Origin of the sequence: Bacteroides sp. BFG-606, from assembly GCF_024788145.1 — a bacterium.
GTDB lineage: Bacteria > Bacteroidota > Bacteroidia > Bacteroidales > Bacteroidaceae > Bacteroides > Bacteroides vicugnae.
The window spans coordinates 4,638,353-4,654,143 of sequence record NZ_JANUIL010000001.1; the positions used below are offsets into that span (position 1 = coordinate 4,638,353).

General features: G+C 40.2%; 15 protein-coding genes. 7 read left to right on the forward strand and 8 right to left on the reverse strand.

Going from position 1 to position 15,791, the window contains the following annotated elements:
• Nucleotides 1-73: 73 nt before the first annotated feature.
• Entirely contained in the window at nt 74-496 is a 423-nt protein-coding gene (locus NXV01_RS17460) for a BT0820 family HAD-type phosphatase (RefSeq protein WP_148366648.1), read from the forward strand.
• A gap of 111 nt (nt 497-607) precedes the next feature.
• Here the strand turns inward: NXV01_RS17460 and NXV01_RS17465 are convergent, their stop codons facing one another.
• Entirely contained in the window at nt 608-859 is a 252-nt protein-coding gene (locus tag NXV01_RS17465) for a DUF6965 family protein (RefSeq protein ID WP_148366647.1), read from the reverse strand.
• Between the two features lie 144 nt (nt 860-1,003).
• On the opposite strand from NXV01_RS17465, the gene NXV01_RS17470 reads away from it, so the two are divergent.
• The 4 genes from NXV01_RS17470 (at nt 1,004) to NXV01_RS17485 (ending at nt 3,169) form a co-directional block, all read left to right on the forward strand.
• Nucleotides 1,004-1,438 (forward strand): copper resistance protein NlpE, encoded by a 435-nt coding sequence (locus NXV01_RS17470; protein WP_148366646.1) that lies wholly within the window; start codon nt 1,004-1,006, stop codon nt 1,436-1,438.
• Between the two features lie 90 nt (nt 1,439-1,528).
• Nucleotides 1,529-1,978, forward strand: a complete 450-nt coding sequence (locus NXV01_RS17475) for a DoxX family protein (protein WP_004303298.1) — start codon at nt 1,529-1,531, stop codon at nt 1,976-1,978.
• A 93-nt stretch (nt 1,979-2,071) separates the two neighbouring features.
• On the forward strand, nt 2,072-2,623 hold the full coding sequence (locus NXV01_RS17480; protein ID WP_195650289.1) for a DUF3332 domain-containing protein: 552 nt from the start codon (nt 2,072-2,074) through the stop codon (nt 2,621-2,623).
• A 93-nt stretch (nt 2,624-2,716) separates the two neighbouring features.
• Nucleotides 2,717-3,169, forward strand: coding sequence for a hypothetical protein (locus NXV01_RS17485; protein WP_217722870.1), 453 nt, complete (start codon nt 2,717-2,719; stop codon nt 3,167-3,169).
• Here the strand turns inward: NXV01_RS17485 and NXV01_RS17490 are convergent.
• On the reverse strand, nt 3,123-5,432 hold the full coding sequence (locus tag NXV01_RS17490) for a BamA/TamA family outer membrane protein (protein WP_148366643.1): 2,310 nt from the start codon (nt 5,430-5,432) through the stop codon (nt 3,123-3,125). The two genes, NXV01_RS17485 and NXV01_RS17490, sit on opposite strands and share 47 nt — an antisense overlap.
• 142 nt (nt 5,433-5,574) lie before the next feature.
• Between NXV01_RS17490 and NXV01_RS17495 the strand changes: the two genes are divergently transcribed.
• A complete protein-coding gene (locus NXV01_RS17495) occupies nt 5,575-6,339 on the forward strand; it encodes an RNA methyltransferase (protein WP_148366642.1) in 765 nt (254 codons plus the stop codon).
• On the opposite strand, the gene NXV01_RS17500 is transcribed toward NXV01_RS17495, so the two are convergent.
• The 5 genes from NXV01_RS17500 to ileS all read right to left on the reverse strand — a co-directional run bounded on the left by NXV01_RS17500 (nt 6,290) and on the right by ileS (nt 12,405).
• Nucleotides 6,290-6,676, reverse strand: coding sequence for a hypothetical protein (locus NXV01_RS17500; protein WP_148366641.1), 387 nt, complete (start codon nt 6,674-6,676; stop codon nt 6,290-6,292). The genes NXV01_RS17495 and NXV01_RS17500 overlap by 50 nt on opposite strands.
• Before the next feature lie 5 nt (nt 6,677-6,681).
• Nucleotides 6,682-7,758 (reverse strand): DUF4296 domain-containing protein, encoded by a 1,077-nt coding sequence (locus tag NXV01_RS17505; protein ID WP_148366640.1) that lies wholly within the window; start codon nt 7,756-7,758, stop codon nt 6,682-6,684.
• Entirely contained in the window at nt 7,748-8,404 is a 657-nt protein-coding gene (locus NXV01_RS17510) for a lipoprotein signal peptidase (protein ID WP_148366639.1), read from the reverse strand. Before NXV01_RS17510 ends, NXV01_RS17505 begins: the two co-directional genes overlap by 11 nt.
• Before the next feature lie 96 nt (nt 8,405-8,500).
• Complete coding sequence (locus tag NXV01_RS17515; RefSeq protein ID WP_004295883.1) at nt 8,501-8,881, reverse strand: TraR/DksA C4-type zinc finger protein; 381 nt, start codon at nt 8,879-8,881, stop codon at nt 8,501-8,503.
• A 35-nt stretch (nt 8,882-8,916) separates the two neighbouring features.
• The gene (ileS, locus tag NXV01_RS17520) at nt 8,917-12,405 is read right to left on the reverse strand and encodes an isoleucine--tRNA ligase (protein WP_259022954.1); all 3,489 of its coding nucleotides are present in this window, start codon (nt 12,403-12,405) and stop codon (nt 8,917-8,919) included.
• Between the two features lie 209 nt (nt 12,406-12,614).
• Here ileS and NXV01_RS17525 point away from each other — a divergent pair, with 209 nt between their 5' ends.
• On the forward strand, nt 12,615-13,664 hold the full coding sequence (locus NXV01_RS17525) for a DUF2776 domain-containing protein (protein ID WP_259022955.1): 1,050 nt from the start codon (nt 12,615-12,617) through the stop codon (nt 13,662-13,664).
• 96 nt (nt 13,665-13,760) lie between these two features.
• On the opposite strand, the gene NXV01_RS17530 is transcribed toward NXV01_RS17525, so the two are convergent.
• Nucleotides 13,761-15,299, reverse strand: coding sequence for a carbon-nitrogen hydrolase family protein (locus NXV01_RS17530; RefSeq protein ID WP_074558559.1), 1,539 nt, complete (start codon nt 15,297-15,299; stop codon nt 13,761-13,763).
• Nucleotides 15,300-15,791: the final 492 nt, after the last annotated feature.

Here is a 15,791-nt window from a genome sequence, read left to right on the forward strand (position 1 = left end):
TTAATTTGAGACAAAGATACGTTTTTTTGGCTTACTGTCCGTATCTTTGTTCCAAATTAGGTAATTAAAAACTATGATTATAGCTGTTGATTTTGACGGAACGATTGTAGAACATCGTTATCCACGCATTGGTGAAGAGATTCCATTCGCTATTGACACATTGAAGTTATTGCAACAAGAAAAGCATCGTTTAATACTATGGAGTGTGCGTGAAGGAGCACTTTTGGACGAAGCTGTCGAATGGTGTAAAGCCAGAGGTTTAGAATTTTATGCCGTTAATAAGGACTATCCTGAAGAGCAGAAAGACCATCAGGGATTCTCTCGAAAGTTGAAAGCCGATATGTTCATTGACGACCGAAACCTGGGTGGTTTGCCGGACTGGGGAGTCATTTACGAAATGATCAAAGAGAAAAAGACGTTTGCAGATGTCTATAGCCAAAGCGGAGAAGAAGAAAAAACATCCCTAAAAAAGAAGAAAAGGTGGCTGCCTTTCTAGGAAGCTGATAAATATCAAACTAATAAATAAAAATGCACTCTAATCATGTCAGATAAGAGTGCATTTTCATATTCATAAATGATTTATCATTCAACATTGAATCGCGATTTACTATGCTTCTTTATTATTTTCCCACTTTTCCCTAAACTCCCATAATTGCTCAATAGTAGGATGAAAAGTCGGATTCTCCCAGTTTCTCGAAATCATTGCAATCAAAGATTCCAAATACGATTTACCATCAATAATGGTAGTACATTTATTGACCTGATATCTTTCTGTTGGATAATTCTTTGTCTCAATCATCTTTTTTGCCCAGTTCAATAATTCCTGAACAGCTTCATTGTCATAAGTATGTTGTGCCATCTCTTTAGAATTTTCCGCAAAGATACAAAGTTTATTTATTCATAAATAAAGTTGTTCGTTTCTTTTTACTATAAAGATTCCATTTTAAATTTATACCTTTACGTCCAATATACTCAATTAGACTAACTAATAGAAGCAATAATTATGAAGAAATTTTTCATTTTAGTATGTTCATGTGCCCTTTTGGCAGCCTGCAACAATAGCGCGAAAACAAACAAGAGTGCCGGTGCAGACAGCACCTCAATCGAAGCAACCGATATCCATAATGCGGAAAATTCACTTGATTACGAAGGGACTTATAAAGGAGTTTTCCCTGCTGCCGATTGTCCGGGCATTGAAATAACCCTGACATTAAATCCGGACAAAACATTCAGCCTCCATTCCGTATATATCGATAGAGACAGCTCATTTGACGAGAAAGGTACATATATTTTAAAAGACAATCTGTTGACTCTTAAAGAAGAAGGCGGAGAACTTTCTTATTATAAAGTGGGAGAAAATCATTTACGCAAGCTAACAATGGATAAACAAGAAATAACCGGAGAACTTGCAGACCATTATGTTTTAAATAAGGAATAAGGTCCAAACAAATTTTGCTATCAATAAAGAACAAATTCAAGATTTTTTATGTTTATATAAATAGATATAAACTTAAAAATAGAACAACTTATGATTTATAGTTTTTTATTTCCCACAAAATCGAATACAACGAAGGTATCTTTGTTGCTATTGGCTGTCCGGATCATCTTCGGTATATTATTAATGAACCATGGTATCCAGAAATGGAGTAACTTCCAGGAGATGTCAGCAGTGTTTCCTGATCCGCTTGGAATAGGAAGTCCCCTATCTCTCGGATTAGCAATTTTTGGCGAACTCGTATGTTCGATGGCATTTATCATCGGATTCCTGTATCGCTTGGCAATGATCCCGATGATTTTCACAATGATAGTAGCCTTCTTTGTAGTTCATGCAAATGACGTTTTTGCAGTTAAAGAGCTAGCTTTCATCTATTTGGTCGTATTTATATTGATGTATATTGCCGGTCCCGGTAAATTTTCAATAGACCATATCATAGGAAACGAATTGTCACGGCGGAAGTCAAGAGCATACAAAAATTAGAAATAATAGCCCCGATTAATTAAAAAATATTATATTTGCATACACATAAGAGAGAAATTATCAATATTTTTTATTAATCAAAAACATTTTAACATGAAAAAAGGGAAACTGACTTTAGTCGCAGTAGTACTTAGCGGTAGCTTATTATTCAGTTCTTGTGTAGGATCATTCGGTTTATTCAACCGCCTGTCTTCCTGGAATCAATCAGTTGGAAACAAGTTTGTAAACGAACTCGTATTCCTTGCTTTCAACATTATTCCGGTTTATGGTGTAGCTTACCTGGCTGATGCTTTAGTTATCAACTCAATCGAATTCTGGAGTGGCTCCAATCCGATGGCTAATGTAGGTGATGTAAAGAAAGTAAAAGGAGAAAACGGCAACTACATGGTGAAAACTCTTGAGAATGGATATTCCATTACTAAAGAGGGCGAAACTGCTTCAATGGACCTGATCTACAACAAAGAAGCCAATACATGGAATGTCGTTGCAAACGGTGAAAGCGCTGAATTAGTAAAAATGAACAATGATGGCACTGCTGATTTGTTCTTGCCAAATGGCGAAAAGATGAATGTAACGTTGGATGCTCAAGGCATGCTGGCAGCACGCCAGGCTACAATGAGCAATCTTATGTTTGCCGCCCGCTAAAAATAAAAACAAATACGAAGGAGATGAAACATCATACGGGAGTTTCATCTCCTTTTTCAATCTTATCTTCTTCTATCAAGAATCTTTTGTACTATGAATAAACTACATACACTTATCTATTCTGTTCTAATCTTCACCTGCCTATCTTGTCAGCAACAAACTCCTCAAACTCAAATAGAACAGACAGCCATTGATTTCTGCGAAGCCTTTTATAATTTCAATTATCCGGTCGCCAAAGAATGGAGCACGCCTTCTTCCCAATCTTATCTTAGTTTCTTGGCATCCAATGTCGGTCAAACCCATCTGGAGCAACTCAAGACACGAGGCGCTGCAAAAGTTTCTGTTATTTCAAGTGAGGTAGATGCTAATTTAGAAGAAGCGTCAGTTGTCTGCCAAATCAAAAATGCATTCGTCATTCATCCTATCGGAGGAAAAATGGAATACGTAAGTTCCCTGCAAGATACGCTCGAGTTAGTAAGAGTAAATAATAAATGGCTGATTAGAAAGGATATCCCACAGCAAAATGGAAAGCAAAGTCACGACTGAATTTAGGATGGATGATGGGGAAATGCTCTTTCCTCGTTTCATAGGCGGGGTTGACAGCTTTCATACCTCCGTCAAAGCGCAGAATAAAGAAATCTAAATCCAAGCGAAGACCCAATCCGTAGGCCACTGCTATTTGCTTATAAAACTTATCAAACTTGAAAACCCCTCCAGGTTGATTGGCATAACTCCGGATGGTCCAGATATTACCGGCATCAATAAATACCGCCCCCTGAAACTTCCAGAATAACTTGCTTCGGTATTCAATACTGGCATCCAGTTTAATATCTCCGGATTGATCGAGCAAATTCCCATTTCCTGCAAAAGAGCCCGGTCCCAAATCGCGAACACTCCATCCGCGGACACTATTGGCTCCACCGGAGAAATATTGTTTCTCAAACGGAATAGTCTTCGCATTTCCATAAGGTACAGCTATTCCCACACCGGCATGAAACGCAAAAGAGTTACGATAATCAATTCTGATATTCTTAGCAAAATCAAACTCTCCCTTCAGATATTGAGCATATGGAATCCCTAGAATAGCATATTCACCATCACTGTTCTTCCGGATGTTTGCAGCCTTTGACAGAGCATACATTACATTTCCCGCCGATTCGAAATTAAAACGGATGGAATATGAATTAGAAGCAATCGTATTATTGATAATCGATCCTCCTACACTATTATAATTATAGCTATATCCCATATTTATAATCAGCCGATCCTGATAATTATACTGGAATATATGGTTCTGTCCCTTATTTATATAGTCTTCCTTAAACCTTTCAGAGATACGGGGCAAATAAAGGAAAGCAATATTTATCAAATCAATACGGTGTTGTATCTTCTGACGCTGCGTCCACTTGTAACTCCAGTTAGCAGAAGCCATCGTGCGCAAGAACTCCGGTCGCAACTGATAATTATACTGTAAACCAAACTCTGTTGTAGCCCTGATTTTCCGTTTAAAGTCAGAGGAAATGAATGGGAACAGGAAATTAGGAAAGTTGATACTCGTTTCCACCCCATACTCCGTATAGTTATTATTTGAATAACCAGCTTGAAGCCCGGAAATAACCTCATACGCTCCACGGAATTTTATCATAAACGTTTCCGATCCGCGAAAGAGATTCCTATTCTGGAAAGAAACGGAAGCCGCTGCTCCCAAGTCACCGGCAGAATTGGTTCCCTCTACCTCGAAAGATACCGATTTATGTTTGCTCTTAGTCAACATCACATAACAATCGAGCATTGTTGAATCTCCAACTTGAGTCTCGATAAAACGGATATTCGTATATTTCAATGCAGACAAACGTCCGAAACTGGAATAGGTTTGTTGCACATCACGCTCATTAAACAAATCGCCGGAAGCAAACCGGAGGTTATCCGTAAGCACTTTAGGACGTAAATAGAGCTTATCCTTATAGTAAATCGGATATCCCTTATAATGAACCGAATCATTAATATCCACACTACTCAAAGCAGAAGACTGCAAAACGTCATAATCCGTAATAAAATTAATCTTATTGATCCAATATTGCTGATGTGCCCTTGCCGAATCACTCGCATGCACTTTATACATCTGCAAATGTTGAGTCAAATCTACATTATAAGTATTACGAACCGTATCGGCCGTATATCCGATATAATCCTTATTAAATTTATAGTAGCCATTCCGAAGCAACTTATTCGTGATGCGTTGCCTGTCCGCATCCAATACATTCACATCCAAATACATTCCTTCCTTCAGCAAGCTTCTGGCAGAATCCTGTTTGAGAAGAGAGGCTATTTTAGGATCATAAATATCATATTTGATAGATTGAACAACGTAGGGTTTGCCTGCCGTTACATCATAATACAGCTTAATCTTTTTCTTTTTTATTTTGGTCGAACGCTTCACGGTTGCCGCCATATATCCCATATTATGCACCGCCTTAGTGATCTCTTCTTCAGAGCGTTTCGCTTCGTCCTCGCTATATATTACAGGAGCATCCCCTATCCTTCTTAAAAATTTGTTTCCCCATTTGGTTGAATCACGTCCCGACAGATTGTAGACATAAAGTTGAGTCTTTATCAGGCTGAACCACTTGGCATTAGGATTTTGCCGAACATACATACGTAAGGAAGAAGGCCGTATGTTTTTCTGGTCCGTACGAATTTTAACTTCATCCAGCAAATAAGAACCATCCGGCACAAACTTAGTGGTAGTACACGAAGCAAGTGACAAGACAGCAGCAGAAGCAAGTAAATAAAGAAAATTTCTCCTCATACGGTTTTACATCGATAGCATAAAAAATGCGCTTACAAAGATAAATTATATTTTCTGACGGGAAAAATAAATTAAGAAAAAGAGAGGAAAGTAAGGATAGATTGGAAATATCTTTATAGCTTTGCAAAAGAATATCAAATTTATGGCATCACTAAGTAAAAACAAAATAAAGTATATCCACTCGCTGGAACTGAAGAAAATACGCAAAGAAGAGGGAGTATTTCTGGCTGAAGGTCCTAAATTGGTAGGTGATTTACTCGGACATTTTCCTTGTCGTTTTTTAGCAGCCACTTCCTCGTGGCTTCAAAAACATCCCGATATAGATGCAAGTGAACTGGTAGAAGTTTCACAGGAAGATCTTTCACGGGCCAGTTTATTGAAAACTCCCCAACAGGTACTTGCCATTTTCGAACAACCATCCTATACGTTGAATCCGGAAGTCGTGCGCCAATCACTTTGCCTTGCATTGGATGATGTGCAAGATCCCGGAAACCTCGGTACTATTATCCGTTTGGCCGATTGGTTTGGCATCGAACATATTATCTGCTCACAGAATACGGTAGACGTATATAACCCTAAAACCATACAAGCCACAATGGGAGGAATTACCCGCGTGAAAGTGCACTATACTTCCCTCCCCGATTTTATCCGTTCACTCGGAGACACTCCTATATTCGGAACTTTTCTGGACGGAAAAAATATGTATGAGCAACCATTATCTGCCAATGGCCTGATAGTAATGGGAAATGAAGGGAATGGTATAGGAAAAGAAGTCGCTGCATTGATTAACAGAAAATTATATATTCCCAATTATCCGGAAGGTCAGGAGACATCCGAGTCTCTTAATGTAGCCATCGCTACCGCAGTAATCTGTGCCGAGTTCCGTCGACAGGCTGCATGGAAGTAAAATCAAAAGGATAAAATAAGTAAGGAAATAGGGCTTCCCCCTTCTTTTCCGCTTCATGCAGATACTCCATCAAACATTGGGAAGATTGATTCGGAACATTGGGAAGATTGGATGAAAACACTGGGATGTTTTTAAAAATCATCCCAGTGTTTTTTATTTCTTCCATTTGGTTTTCAGAAAGCAGGGCAATCACTCCCGGCATCCATTCGACCGACTCAATCTCTTCAGTCAGTGGAAATACATCTCGAACAATTCCCTCACCGGTGATCTCCACCACCTGCTGCTTCATAAATCCTACAGCAGGTATCAGCAAATAATGAGAAGCAAAACGTTTCATTACAATCAGCGATTTTGACGTCTTTGTTGTTGCTGCCTGCGTTGATTCATCTGACGCTCCTTTCTTTGCTCCATTCTTTCCTTCTGGATATGTTGTTCCACTTCAATCTGTTCCGGTTTCTTCTCGCGATGAGTTCCCGTACGACGACGGTTCATTTCTTCCGGTGTCAGACGCTGCATGTCATCTTTCTCCTTGTCTATGATCTTATGCAAAGAGTCGGCATTTTCTTTAGCAGATATCTTCTTCAAAGAATCCGCTTTCAAAGCTTTTATCTTGTTCAAAGAATCGCGGACAGCAAACGAAACTGTGTCCGTACAATGATAACGAGTCATCATGAAACGGTCAGCCAATAATGCTCCTCCCTTTTCCAGACTATCTCCCGGATAATAAATGAAGCCTTTTATTTCTTTCATTGGACCTAATGTATCTGCAAACAAACGAATCTGTTGCACACCCGGTTCAGTCACCGTTTTCCAATGATTGATCGTATCTTTCTCATAAATCACCTGCATGGCCATCGTAACGCCTCTTAAAGAGTCGGCAAGCATCGGTTCGAGGAATCGATAGCGTACTTCCCATACCAGCGTATCACGGTCTTTGTAGTTAGAGTCGGTCGGTAAAGTAAATACATATTGATTATTCATCATCTCACCGGTCAAACGAATCATACGCTGCCACGGCCAGACATCAATACTGTCACCCTGCTTAGTCATTTTCGGTTTCTTATCACGTTTGGCTATCAAGTCACCCACAAGTTCCTGTTCATCTTTCAAACGCTTCTTCACCTTATCATAAATTTTCGATAAAATCTCTGTGTTACGTGTATACCAAACCATAGACGAGTCAAATGCAGCCTGCGTAGTCCCGTATTTCTTAAAAACGGCGTCGATATACAATGCTTTCTTATAGTTCTCACTATAAGGCAAATTATCTCCCATAGACTTTGCCACATGATAATCATACAGCAAATTCTCCATCTTCGATTCCGAGATTACATCACTGGGTCTTTTCACTTTACACCCGGCTACTGCAAAAGCGAACATGCAGATGAGACACAGATGAAACCGAAATTTACTTTTCATGATCTGTAGCTTCCTTTTTATCTTTATCCAACGAATGATATGACTCATTCAAATATTTACTATAAAAAAGTAACAGGGCAATGATACCACAACTGATAGCAGCATCTGCAAAATTAAAGATCGGACTAAAGAATATAAAATGCTCTCCGCCCACAAACGGCATCCATGTAGGCCAGTTTGTATCTATAATCGGAAAGTAAAACATATCCACTACTTTTCCATAAAACCAGGTAGAATATCCACCGCCTTCGGGCATAAAGCTGGCAATCTGCGAATGAGTGCTTTCATTGAAGAAAACTCCATAGAACACACTGTCTATGATATTTCCTAAAGCACCGGTCAGAATAAGAGCCACACAAACAATGTAGCCTGTTTTGAACCCTTTCTTTATTATTTTATAAAGATACCATCCTATCAATGCCACCGCAACAATACGGAATGTTGTCAGGAACAGCTTGCCGAAAATTTCCATACCGAAAGCCATTCCGTTATTTTCGGTGAAATAGATATAAAACCAATCTGTCACACGTATGCTTTCATGCCAGTACATATGAGTTTTAATCCAGATTTTGATAATCTGGTCAATAATCAATACGGAAAAGATAACGAACAGGGCAATTCTTCCCTTTGTGAATAGTTTCTTCATGTGTTTATTATAAATTAAACATAACGAGCTACAAGTGCCGTGCGTAAATTTTGCGCAGCTACTTGTAGCCCGTTACCTGTAGCCTATTGCTATCTGTTATTTTTTACCACTGTTCTTTGCTTCAATGCTTAACGTAGCGTGAGGAACAGCACGCAAACGCTCTGCCGGAATCAGCTTTCCGGTTTCACGGCAGATACCATACGTTTTATTCTCAATACGTACCAAAGCAGCTTGTAATCCTTGGATAAACTTCAGCTGACGTTGTGCCAGGCGGGTTGTTTCTTCCTTGGAGAGCGTGTTAGCTCCTTCTTCCAATACTTTATATGTAGGAGATGTATCATCGGTATCATTACCGTCCAGTCCCATCAAACTTTTTTTCAACTGTTCATAGTCACGTTGTGCCAATTCCAGTTTCTCCATAATAATGGCACGGAATTCCTCGAGTTCCGCATCCGAATATCTAGTCTTTTCTGCCATAATTTTACAATTTAAAAAGGTTAATCAATATAGTATTAGTCTTTTATCACATTCACAAACAGCGAGAAGTCATCAAACTCCAGCATTGTTCCGTCTTTCACTTCATCTACAAGTTCCAGAGATGTGCCTAAAACTTGGTTACAAATATAAGTATTATATTCATTTACCGCATCATCTGTTTGCGTATTTTTCGAGATTGTTATTTTTATTTTGTCTGTAATCTCAAAGCCGCTTGACTTACGTATATTCTGAATACGGTTCACCAATTCACGGGCAATACCCTCACGACGCAACTCTTCGGTAATAGTAACTTCAAGTGCTACAGTCAGTTTACCTTCATTGGCAACCAACCATCCCGGAATATCCTCACTAAAGATCTCAACGTCTGATGCTTCGATAACAGCTTCTGCACCATCCAGATTTAACGTATACTTTCCGTTCTTCTCCAATTCACCGATTGCTTCCTGTGACATTTCTGCAACCGCAGCGGCCACCGCTTTCATCTGCTTGCCGAACTTCGGACCCAGTTTCTTAAAGTCACATTTCACTTTCTTCACCAATACACCGGCCGCGCCATCAACGAATCTGACTTCTTTCACGTTCACTTCGTTCATAATCAGGTTCTTCACAGCTTCGATATGAGCTTTCTGCTCCTCATCCACCACCGGAACCATGATACACTGCAGCGGTTGGCGCACCTTGATATTCACCTTACGACGCAATGCCAACACCATGGATGCAACATCCTGTGCCATTTGCATACGGGCTTCCAATTCCTTGTCTATCATTTCTTCCTGATATTTCGGGAATTCGGCAAGGTGGACAGAAACGACACTGTCACGACCTGTTGCTGTAATCAAGTCCGTATATAACCGGTCTGCATAGAACGGAGATATAGGAGCCATCAATTTAGCAACTGTTTCGAGACAAGTATACAATGTCTGATAAGCAGACAATTTATCCTGTGTAAATTCACCACCCCAGAAACGTTTACGATTCAGGCGAACATACCAGTTGGACAAATTATCATTCACAAAATCAGAAATCAGACGTCCTGCCTTTGTCGGTTCATATTCATTATAGCAAGTATCTACCTCTTTTATCAATGTATTCAATACAGATAAGATCCAACGGTCAATCTCCGGACGTTCTGCCATCGGCACATCCGCTTCTTTATATTCAAATCCGTCTACATTTGCATAAAGTGCAAAGAATGAATACGTATTATATAAAGTGCCGAAGAATTTACGACGAACTTCTTCCACTCCTTCAACGTCAAATTTCAGGTTATCCCACGGAGAAGAATTGGTTATCATGTACCAACGCAACGGGTCGGAACCATACTTTTCAATCGTAGTAAACGGATCGACAGCATTATTCAGACGTTTAGACATCTTGTTACCGTTCTTATCGAGCACCAGACCGTTAGAAATAACAGCTTTGTATGACACACTGTCAAATACCATCGTAGCGATAGCATGTAAGGTAAAGAACCAACCACGTGTCTGGTCTACCCCTTCTGCGATAAAGTCGGCCGGATATACCTGACGGCTATCCAACAGTTCCTTATTTTCGAACGGATAATGTATCTGCGCATAAGGCATAGCACCCGAATCGAACCATACATCAATCAAGTCTGATTCACGCTTCATCGGCTGACCATCTTTTGATACCAATATGATGTCGTCTACATAAGGACGGTGAAGATCAATCTTATCATAATTTCCTTCGGTGTATTCGCCCGGAACGAAACCTTTATCCTTGTATGGATTGGATTTCATAAATCCGGCAGCTACCGATTTCTCGATTTCATTATAAAGCTCTTCTACAGATTCGATACATATCTCATCCGTATTATCTTCCGTACGCCAGATAGGCAACGGAGTACCCCAATAACGGGAACGGCTAAGGTTCCAGTCATTCAGATTTTCCAGCCACTTACCGAAACGGCCGGTTCCGGTAGATTCCGGTTTCCAGTTGATAGTCTTGTTCAGTTCCATCATACGTTCCTTACAAGCGGTAGAACGGATAAACCAGCTATCCAACGGATAATAAAGTACCGGTTTGTCTGTACGCCAACAATGCGGGTAGTTGTGGACATGTTTCTCTATTTTGAAAGCCTTGTTGTCTGCTTTCATCATCATGGCAATGACAATATCCAAAGATTCGGCAGCCTGCGCAGCTTTCTCATCATATTTTCCATCTACCATGAATTGAGGATCATAGGCATTTTTCACCCATGCGCCCTGATAGTCCTTGTATTTGTCTACATCCACACATTCTTTTACGAAAGTAGCATCCAGCTCATCCAACAGATAGAATTTACCGGTCAGGTCCACCATCGGACGAGTTTCACCTTTCTTATTGATCATGAATAGTGACGGAATTCCTGCAGCACGTGCCACATTCGCATCGTCCGCACCAAATGTCGGTGCAATGTGAACGATACCCGTACCATCTTCTGTAGTTACATAATCACCCGGTATTACACGGAAAGCTTTATCACTAGCTTTCCAAGTACCGTCTTCAGATACTTCGACAGGTTTTACCCAAGGAATCAACTGCTCATATTCCATACCGATAAGATCAGTGCCTTTATATTCGGCAATCACTTTAAACGGCACAAGTTTATCTCCAGCTTTATAATCCTCCAACTTCAAATCCGCCGCTTTTGCATTGAAGTGTACATTCAATAAAGCTTTAGCCAGAACAACAGTAATAGGTTCTCCGGTATAGGCGTTGTAAGACTGTACAGCCACATAATCGATCTTCGGTCCTACGCAGAGTGCCGTATTTGAGGGCAATGTCCACGGAGTAGTTGTCCAGGCAATAAAATAAGGGGTTCCCCATTCCGTCATTTCCGGTTTAGGATTCTTCATTTTAAATTGGGCAACGGCCGTTGTATCTTTTACATCTCGGTAACAGCCCGGCTGATTCAACTCGTGTGAGCTCAATCCTGTTCCTGCAGCCGGTGAATACGGTTGGATCGTATATCCTTTATATAATAATCCCTTTTTATGCAGTTGCTTCAATAGCCACCACAGTGTTTCAATATAACGATTGTCATACGTGATATAAGGATGCTTCATGTCCACCCAATATCCCATCTGATGAGTCAGGTCTTCCCACTCCTTGGTATATTTCATCACGTCCTTCCGGCAAGCCGCATTGTAGTCGGCAACAGAGATTTTCTTACCAATATCTTCTTTTGTGATACCTAATGCTTTTTCTACACTTAGTTCCACAGGCAGTCCGTGCGTATCCCATCCGGCTTTACGCTTCACCTGATAACCCTTCATCGTTTTGTAGCGGCAGAAAATGTCCTTAATGGTACGAGCCATTACATGGTGAATGCCCGGCATACCATTAGCCGAGGGAGGTCCTTCGAAAAACACGAACGAAGGACAGCCATCACGTTCTGTCATACTCTTGGCGAAAACCTGGTTCTCGTCCCATTTCTTCAGCACATCTTTGTTCACCTGCGAAAGGTCAAACTGCGAATATTCAGTAAATCTCTTACCCATAGCTGTCTACGATTTTACTATTTACAATTTACAATTTGAGGGGTATCCCCATTTTTAAGGGTGCAAATTTACAAAAACATTTGTTTAGTTGAGCAAAAAGCTAAGACTTTTAATCGGATTCGTGTGAAGTTAACGATTATAAACCACCTACAGCCTAAACAAAACAGGTATCTCCTTGTTTTAGTGGGAAACCTAAAAACACTTAACTTATGAATTATGGAATTAGTATTTTATTCAGGGCAATCCCTTTGTTGATGGCTGTTTTTTGCTTCGGATACGGAGCGTTCATTTATGATTATGGAGATGCCGGCGGTCGTGTTGTAGCGGGCCCTGTGATATTCTCATTAGGTATGATATGCATTGCGCTGTTCTGCACGGCTGCTACTATTATCCGGCAAATCATACATACATATAATCAAGCAGCGAAGTACGGTTTACCAATACTCGGCTATCTGGCAGCTATAGTGACTATAATCGGAGGTATCTGTGTTTTCAGTAATGCAGACGGTACTTCAGCTTTTGTGGCAGGCCATGTAATAACCGGCGTAGGTTTTATTACAGGTTGTGTAGCCACTGCTGCCACCTCCTCTACCCGTTTTTCTTTGATTCCGGGAAACTCCAGAGGCACGGGTAATGAAGTTCCTGAAGGCGCATTTTCTTTAGGTCAGGAACGGGCATTGGAAATCATTGTCATTCTCATTTCTCTTATCGCATGGATATGGGCGTTTGTTTTATTGGCTAACAGTCATGTGCATCCGGCATATTTTGTAGCTGGTCATGTAATGGCAGGGCTTGCCTGCATTTGTACCAGTCTGATTGCATTGGTAGCTACCATAGCCCGTCAGATACGCAATGTATATTCGGAAAAAGAACGTTCACAATGGCCCAAACTCGTTTTATTGATGGGATCCATTTCTTTTATCTGGGGATTTTTTATAATCTTAGCCGATTCAGGCAGTGCCAACGGTACTACCGGATATATCATGCTTGGACTAGGTTTAGTCTGTTACAGTATTTCCAGTAAAGTCATTCTTTTGGCTAAAATTTGGCGGCATGAGTTCAAACTCGCCAACCGTATTCCTTTAATTCCGGTATTCACAGCATTGGCTTGTCTGTTTTTGGCGGCTTTTGTATTCGAGCTTGCCACTGTAAATGCAGATTACTTCATTCCGGCACGTGTTTTATCAGGGCTTGGAGCGATATGCTTTACGCTGTTTTCTATCGTTAGTATATTGGAGAGCGGCACGTCTTCCAAATAAAAAATATTCTATAAAAAGGGCGTCACTATATGCCCCGGATAGTGACGCTATCCAGGGCACATAGTGACGCTATCTTGACAGTATAGCGTCACTCTTTTATTTTTTGAATCTAACCTCATACAAGTCATTCCTGCGGTCTTTCAAGTTACGTACACTACCATATGTATGCAATTCGTTCAGCAAATCCAGATCAACATCCGATACCAAAATCATTTCTGTGTTAGGAGTTGCCTCCGCCCTCTTTCCGTCCGTTGGAAAAGCAAAATCGCATGGGGTAAACACACCCGATTGAGCATATTGAATATCCATATTGTGCACACGAGGAAGGTTTCCAACACTTCCGGCAATGACTACAAAACATTCATTCTCAATAGCACGCGCCTGCGCACAAACACGAACACGGGAGTAGGCATTCTGGGTATCTGTCAGGAAAGGAACAAATAATATCTGCATTCCCTGATCTGCCATCAGGCGGGAAAGTTCGGGGAATTCCACATCATAGCAGATTAAAACTCCGATCTTTGCACAATCCGTATCAAAAGTGTTCAGAAGTTTACCACCGTTCAGTCCCCAGCTTTTTATTTCATCGGGGGTGACGTGCAATTTCTCGTACATTTCATAGGTTCCATCCCGTCGGCAAAGGAAACCTACATTATAAAGCAGTCCGTCCTCTTTTACGTATGGCATACTTCCGGTTATAATGTTGATATTATAGCTAATAGCCAGATTCATAAACCGTTCCCGAATCTCATCGGTATACTTTGCCAATCCGCGAATAGCCTGTGATTCTCCTTTATCATTATACTTCGACATCAAAGGAGCATTGAAATATTCCGGGAAAAGAACAAAATCACTTTTATAATCGGATACTGCGTCCACGAAGAATTCTACTTGTTCAAACAGGTCGTCCAACGTTTTATAGCTACGCATCTGCCATTGCACCAATCCTACACGAACCGTAGTTTTAGGACTGATATATTCTTGCGTAGGTGGCTGATAATAGATATTATCCCATTGAAGCAAACAGGCGTAATGTTTCGATTCTTCGTCATTCGGCAGATAATTGGTCATCACCTTTCGCACGTGAAAATCATTCGATAGTTGGAAAGTTAGTACCGGATCATAAATCTCGCGTTGACGCACTCGTTCGATATATTCTTTCGGACGCATTTTGTCAGCATATTTATGATAATTCGGGATACGTCCGCCAAACATGATAGCTTTCAGGTTCAATGTTTCGCAAAGCTCCTTACGATATTCATACATACGACGTGCCAGGCGCAAACCGCGATAACCCGGATGAATGAACACTTCAATGCCATACAAGATATTTCCTTCAGGATTATGTGTATTGAATGTTTCCTTCCCTGTCACTTGTGCATACGTATGATCGTTCTTTACTTTATCATAATCAACAATGATGGAAAGAGCACAACCAACTATTTTATCATCGACTACTGTAACGATCTGACCTTCCGGAAAAATTTTAATTAACTTCTGGATCTGCTCACGAGTCCAAAACACATCGCTACCATCAGAATAGACGCGGGTAAACGACTGGGATAACTGTACATAATCTTCTATTTGCAGATTGCGTATCTGCACTTTATTAATTTTTATCGGATGTTGTTCCATAACAATATGTGTTTTATAAAAGATAATGCAAAGGTATAGCTATTCCTTTAATTGTGTTTTCAAACCAAGAAATAATTAACAATACTATCTATTTTATGCACTCTTTTTCTGCAAATTCCAAAGGTGAAGAAGCACTCCTTCACCCACAAAATTCTTATTCACAGGTAATTCAGAAGAAAGATGAAGGGGTAGATAAAAAAATGTTTCTTATATATAGAGAATGCTGCTTAAACAGAAAGAGAAAAAAGCAGTGTTTTAAGAGAAGGAAAGCGGCGCTTTAAGTAGGCTAAAGCAATGCTTTAGCTGCGGAAAAGAGCTGCTTTTATTTGATTCTGCTTCTTCTATCCTCTTCTCTCTAGTCTGGAAAATTCTAAAGACAAAACAATTAGATTTTCCAAAGGATTTTTTTCAAGCTAGAAACGGATATGAGAAGTCATGGAATCAACTTTTGAATCATTTTCATATAGGATGCGTATATAAATACTATCTTTG

What these genes read in the sequence shown, in the direction of transcription:
- NXV01_RS17460 (WP_148366648.1), top strand. Translation starts at nt 74, where the DNA reads ATGATTATAGCTGTTGATTTTGACGGAACGATTGTAGAACATCGTTAT.
- NXV01_RS17465 (WP_148366647.1), bottom strand. Translation starts at nt 859, where the DNA reads ATGGCACAACATACTTATGACAATGAAGCTGTTCAGGAATTATTGAAC.
- NXV01_RS17470 (WP_148366646.1), top strand. Translation starts at nt 1,004, where the DNA reads ATGAAGAAATTTTTCATTTTAGTATGTTCATGTGCCCTTTTGGCAGCC.
- NXV01_RS17475 (WP_004303298.1), top strand. Translation starts at nt 1,529, where the DNA reads ATGATTTATAGTTTTTTATTTCCCACAAAATCGAATACAACGAAGGTA.
- NXV01_RS17480 (WP_195650289.1), top strand. Translation starts at nt 2,072, where the DNA reads ATGAAAAAAGGGAAACTGACTTTAGTCGCAGTAGTACTTAGCGGTAGC.
- NXV01_RS17485 (WP_217722870.1), top strand. Translation starts at nt 2,717, where the DNA reads ATGAATAAACTACATACACTTATCTATTCTGTTCTAATCTTCACCTGC.
- NXV01_RS17490 (WP_148366643.1), bottom strand. Translation starts at nt 5,432, where the DNA reads ATGAGGAGAAATTTTCTTTATTTACTTGCTTCTGCTGCTGTCTTGTCA.
- NXV01_RS17495 (WP_148366642.1), top strand. Translation starts at nt 5,575, where the DNA reads ATGGCATCACTAAGTAAAAACAAAATAAAGTATATCCACTCGCTGGAA.
- NXV01_RS17500 (WP_148366641.1), bottom strand. Translation starts at nt 6,676, where the DNA reads ATGAAACGTTTTGCTTCTCATTATTTGCTGATACCTGCTGTAGGATTT.
- NXV01_RS17505 (WP_148366640.1), bottom strand. Translation starts at nt 7,758, where the DNA reads ATGAAAAGTAAATTTCGGTTTCATCTGTGTCTCATCTGCATGTTCGCT.
- NXV01_RS17510 (WP_148366639.1), bottom strand. Translation starts at nt 8,404, where the DNA reads ATGAAGAAACTATTCACAAAGGGAAGAATTGCCCTGTTCGTTATCTTT.
- NXV01_RS17515 (WP_004295883.1), bottom strand. Translation starts at nt 8,881, where the DNA reads ATGGCAGAAAAGACTAGATATTCGGATGCGGAACTCGAGGAATTCCGT.
- ileS (WP_259022954.1), bottom strand. Translation starts at nt 12,405, where the DNA reads ATGGGTAAGAGATTTACTGAATATTCGCAGTTTGACCTTTCGCAGGTG.
- NXV01_RS17525 (WP_259022955.1), top strand. Translation starts at nt 12,615, where the DNA reads ATGAATTATGGAATTAGTATTTTATTCAGGGCAATCCCTTTGTTGATG.
- NXV01_RS17530 (WP_074558559.1), bottom strand. Translation starts at nt 15,299, where the DNA reads ATGGAACAACATCCGATAAAAATTAATAAAGTGCAGATACGCAATCTG.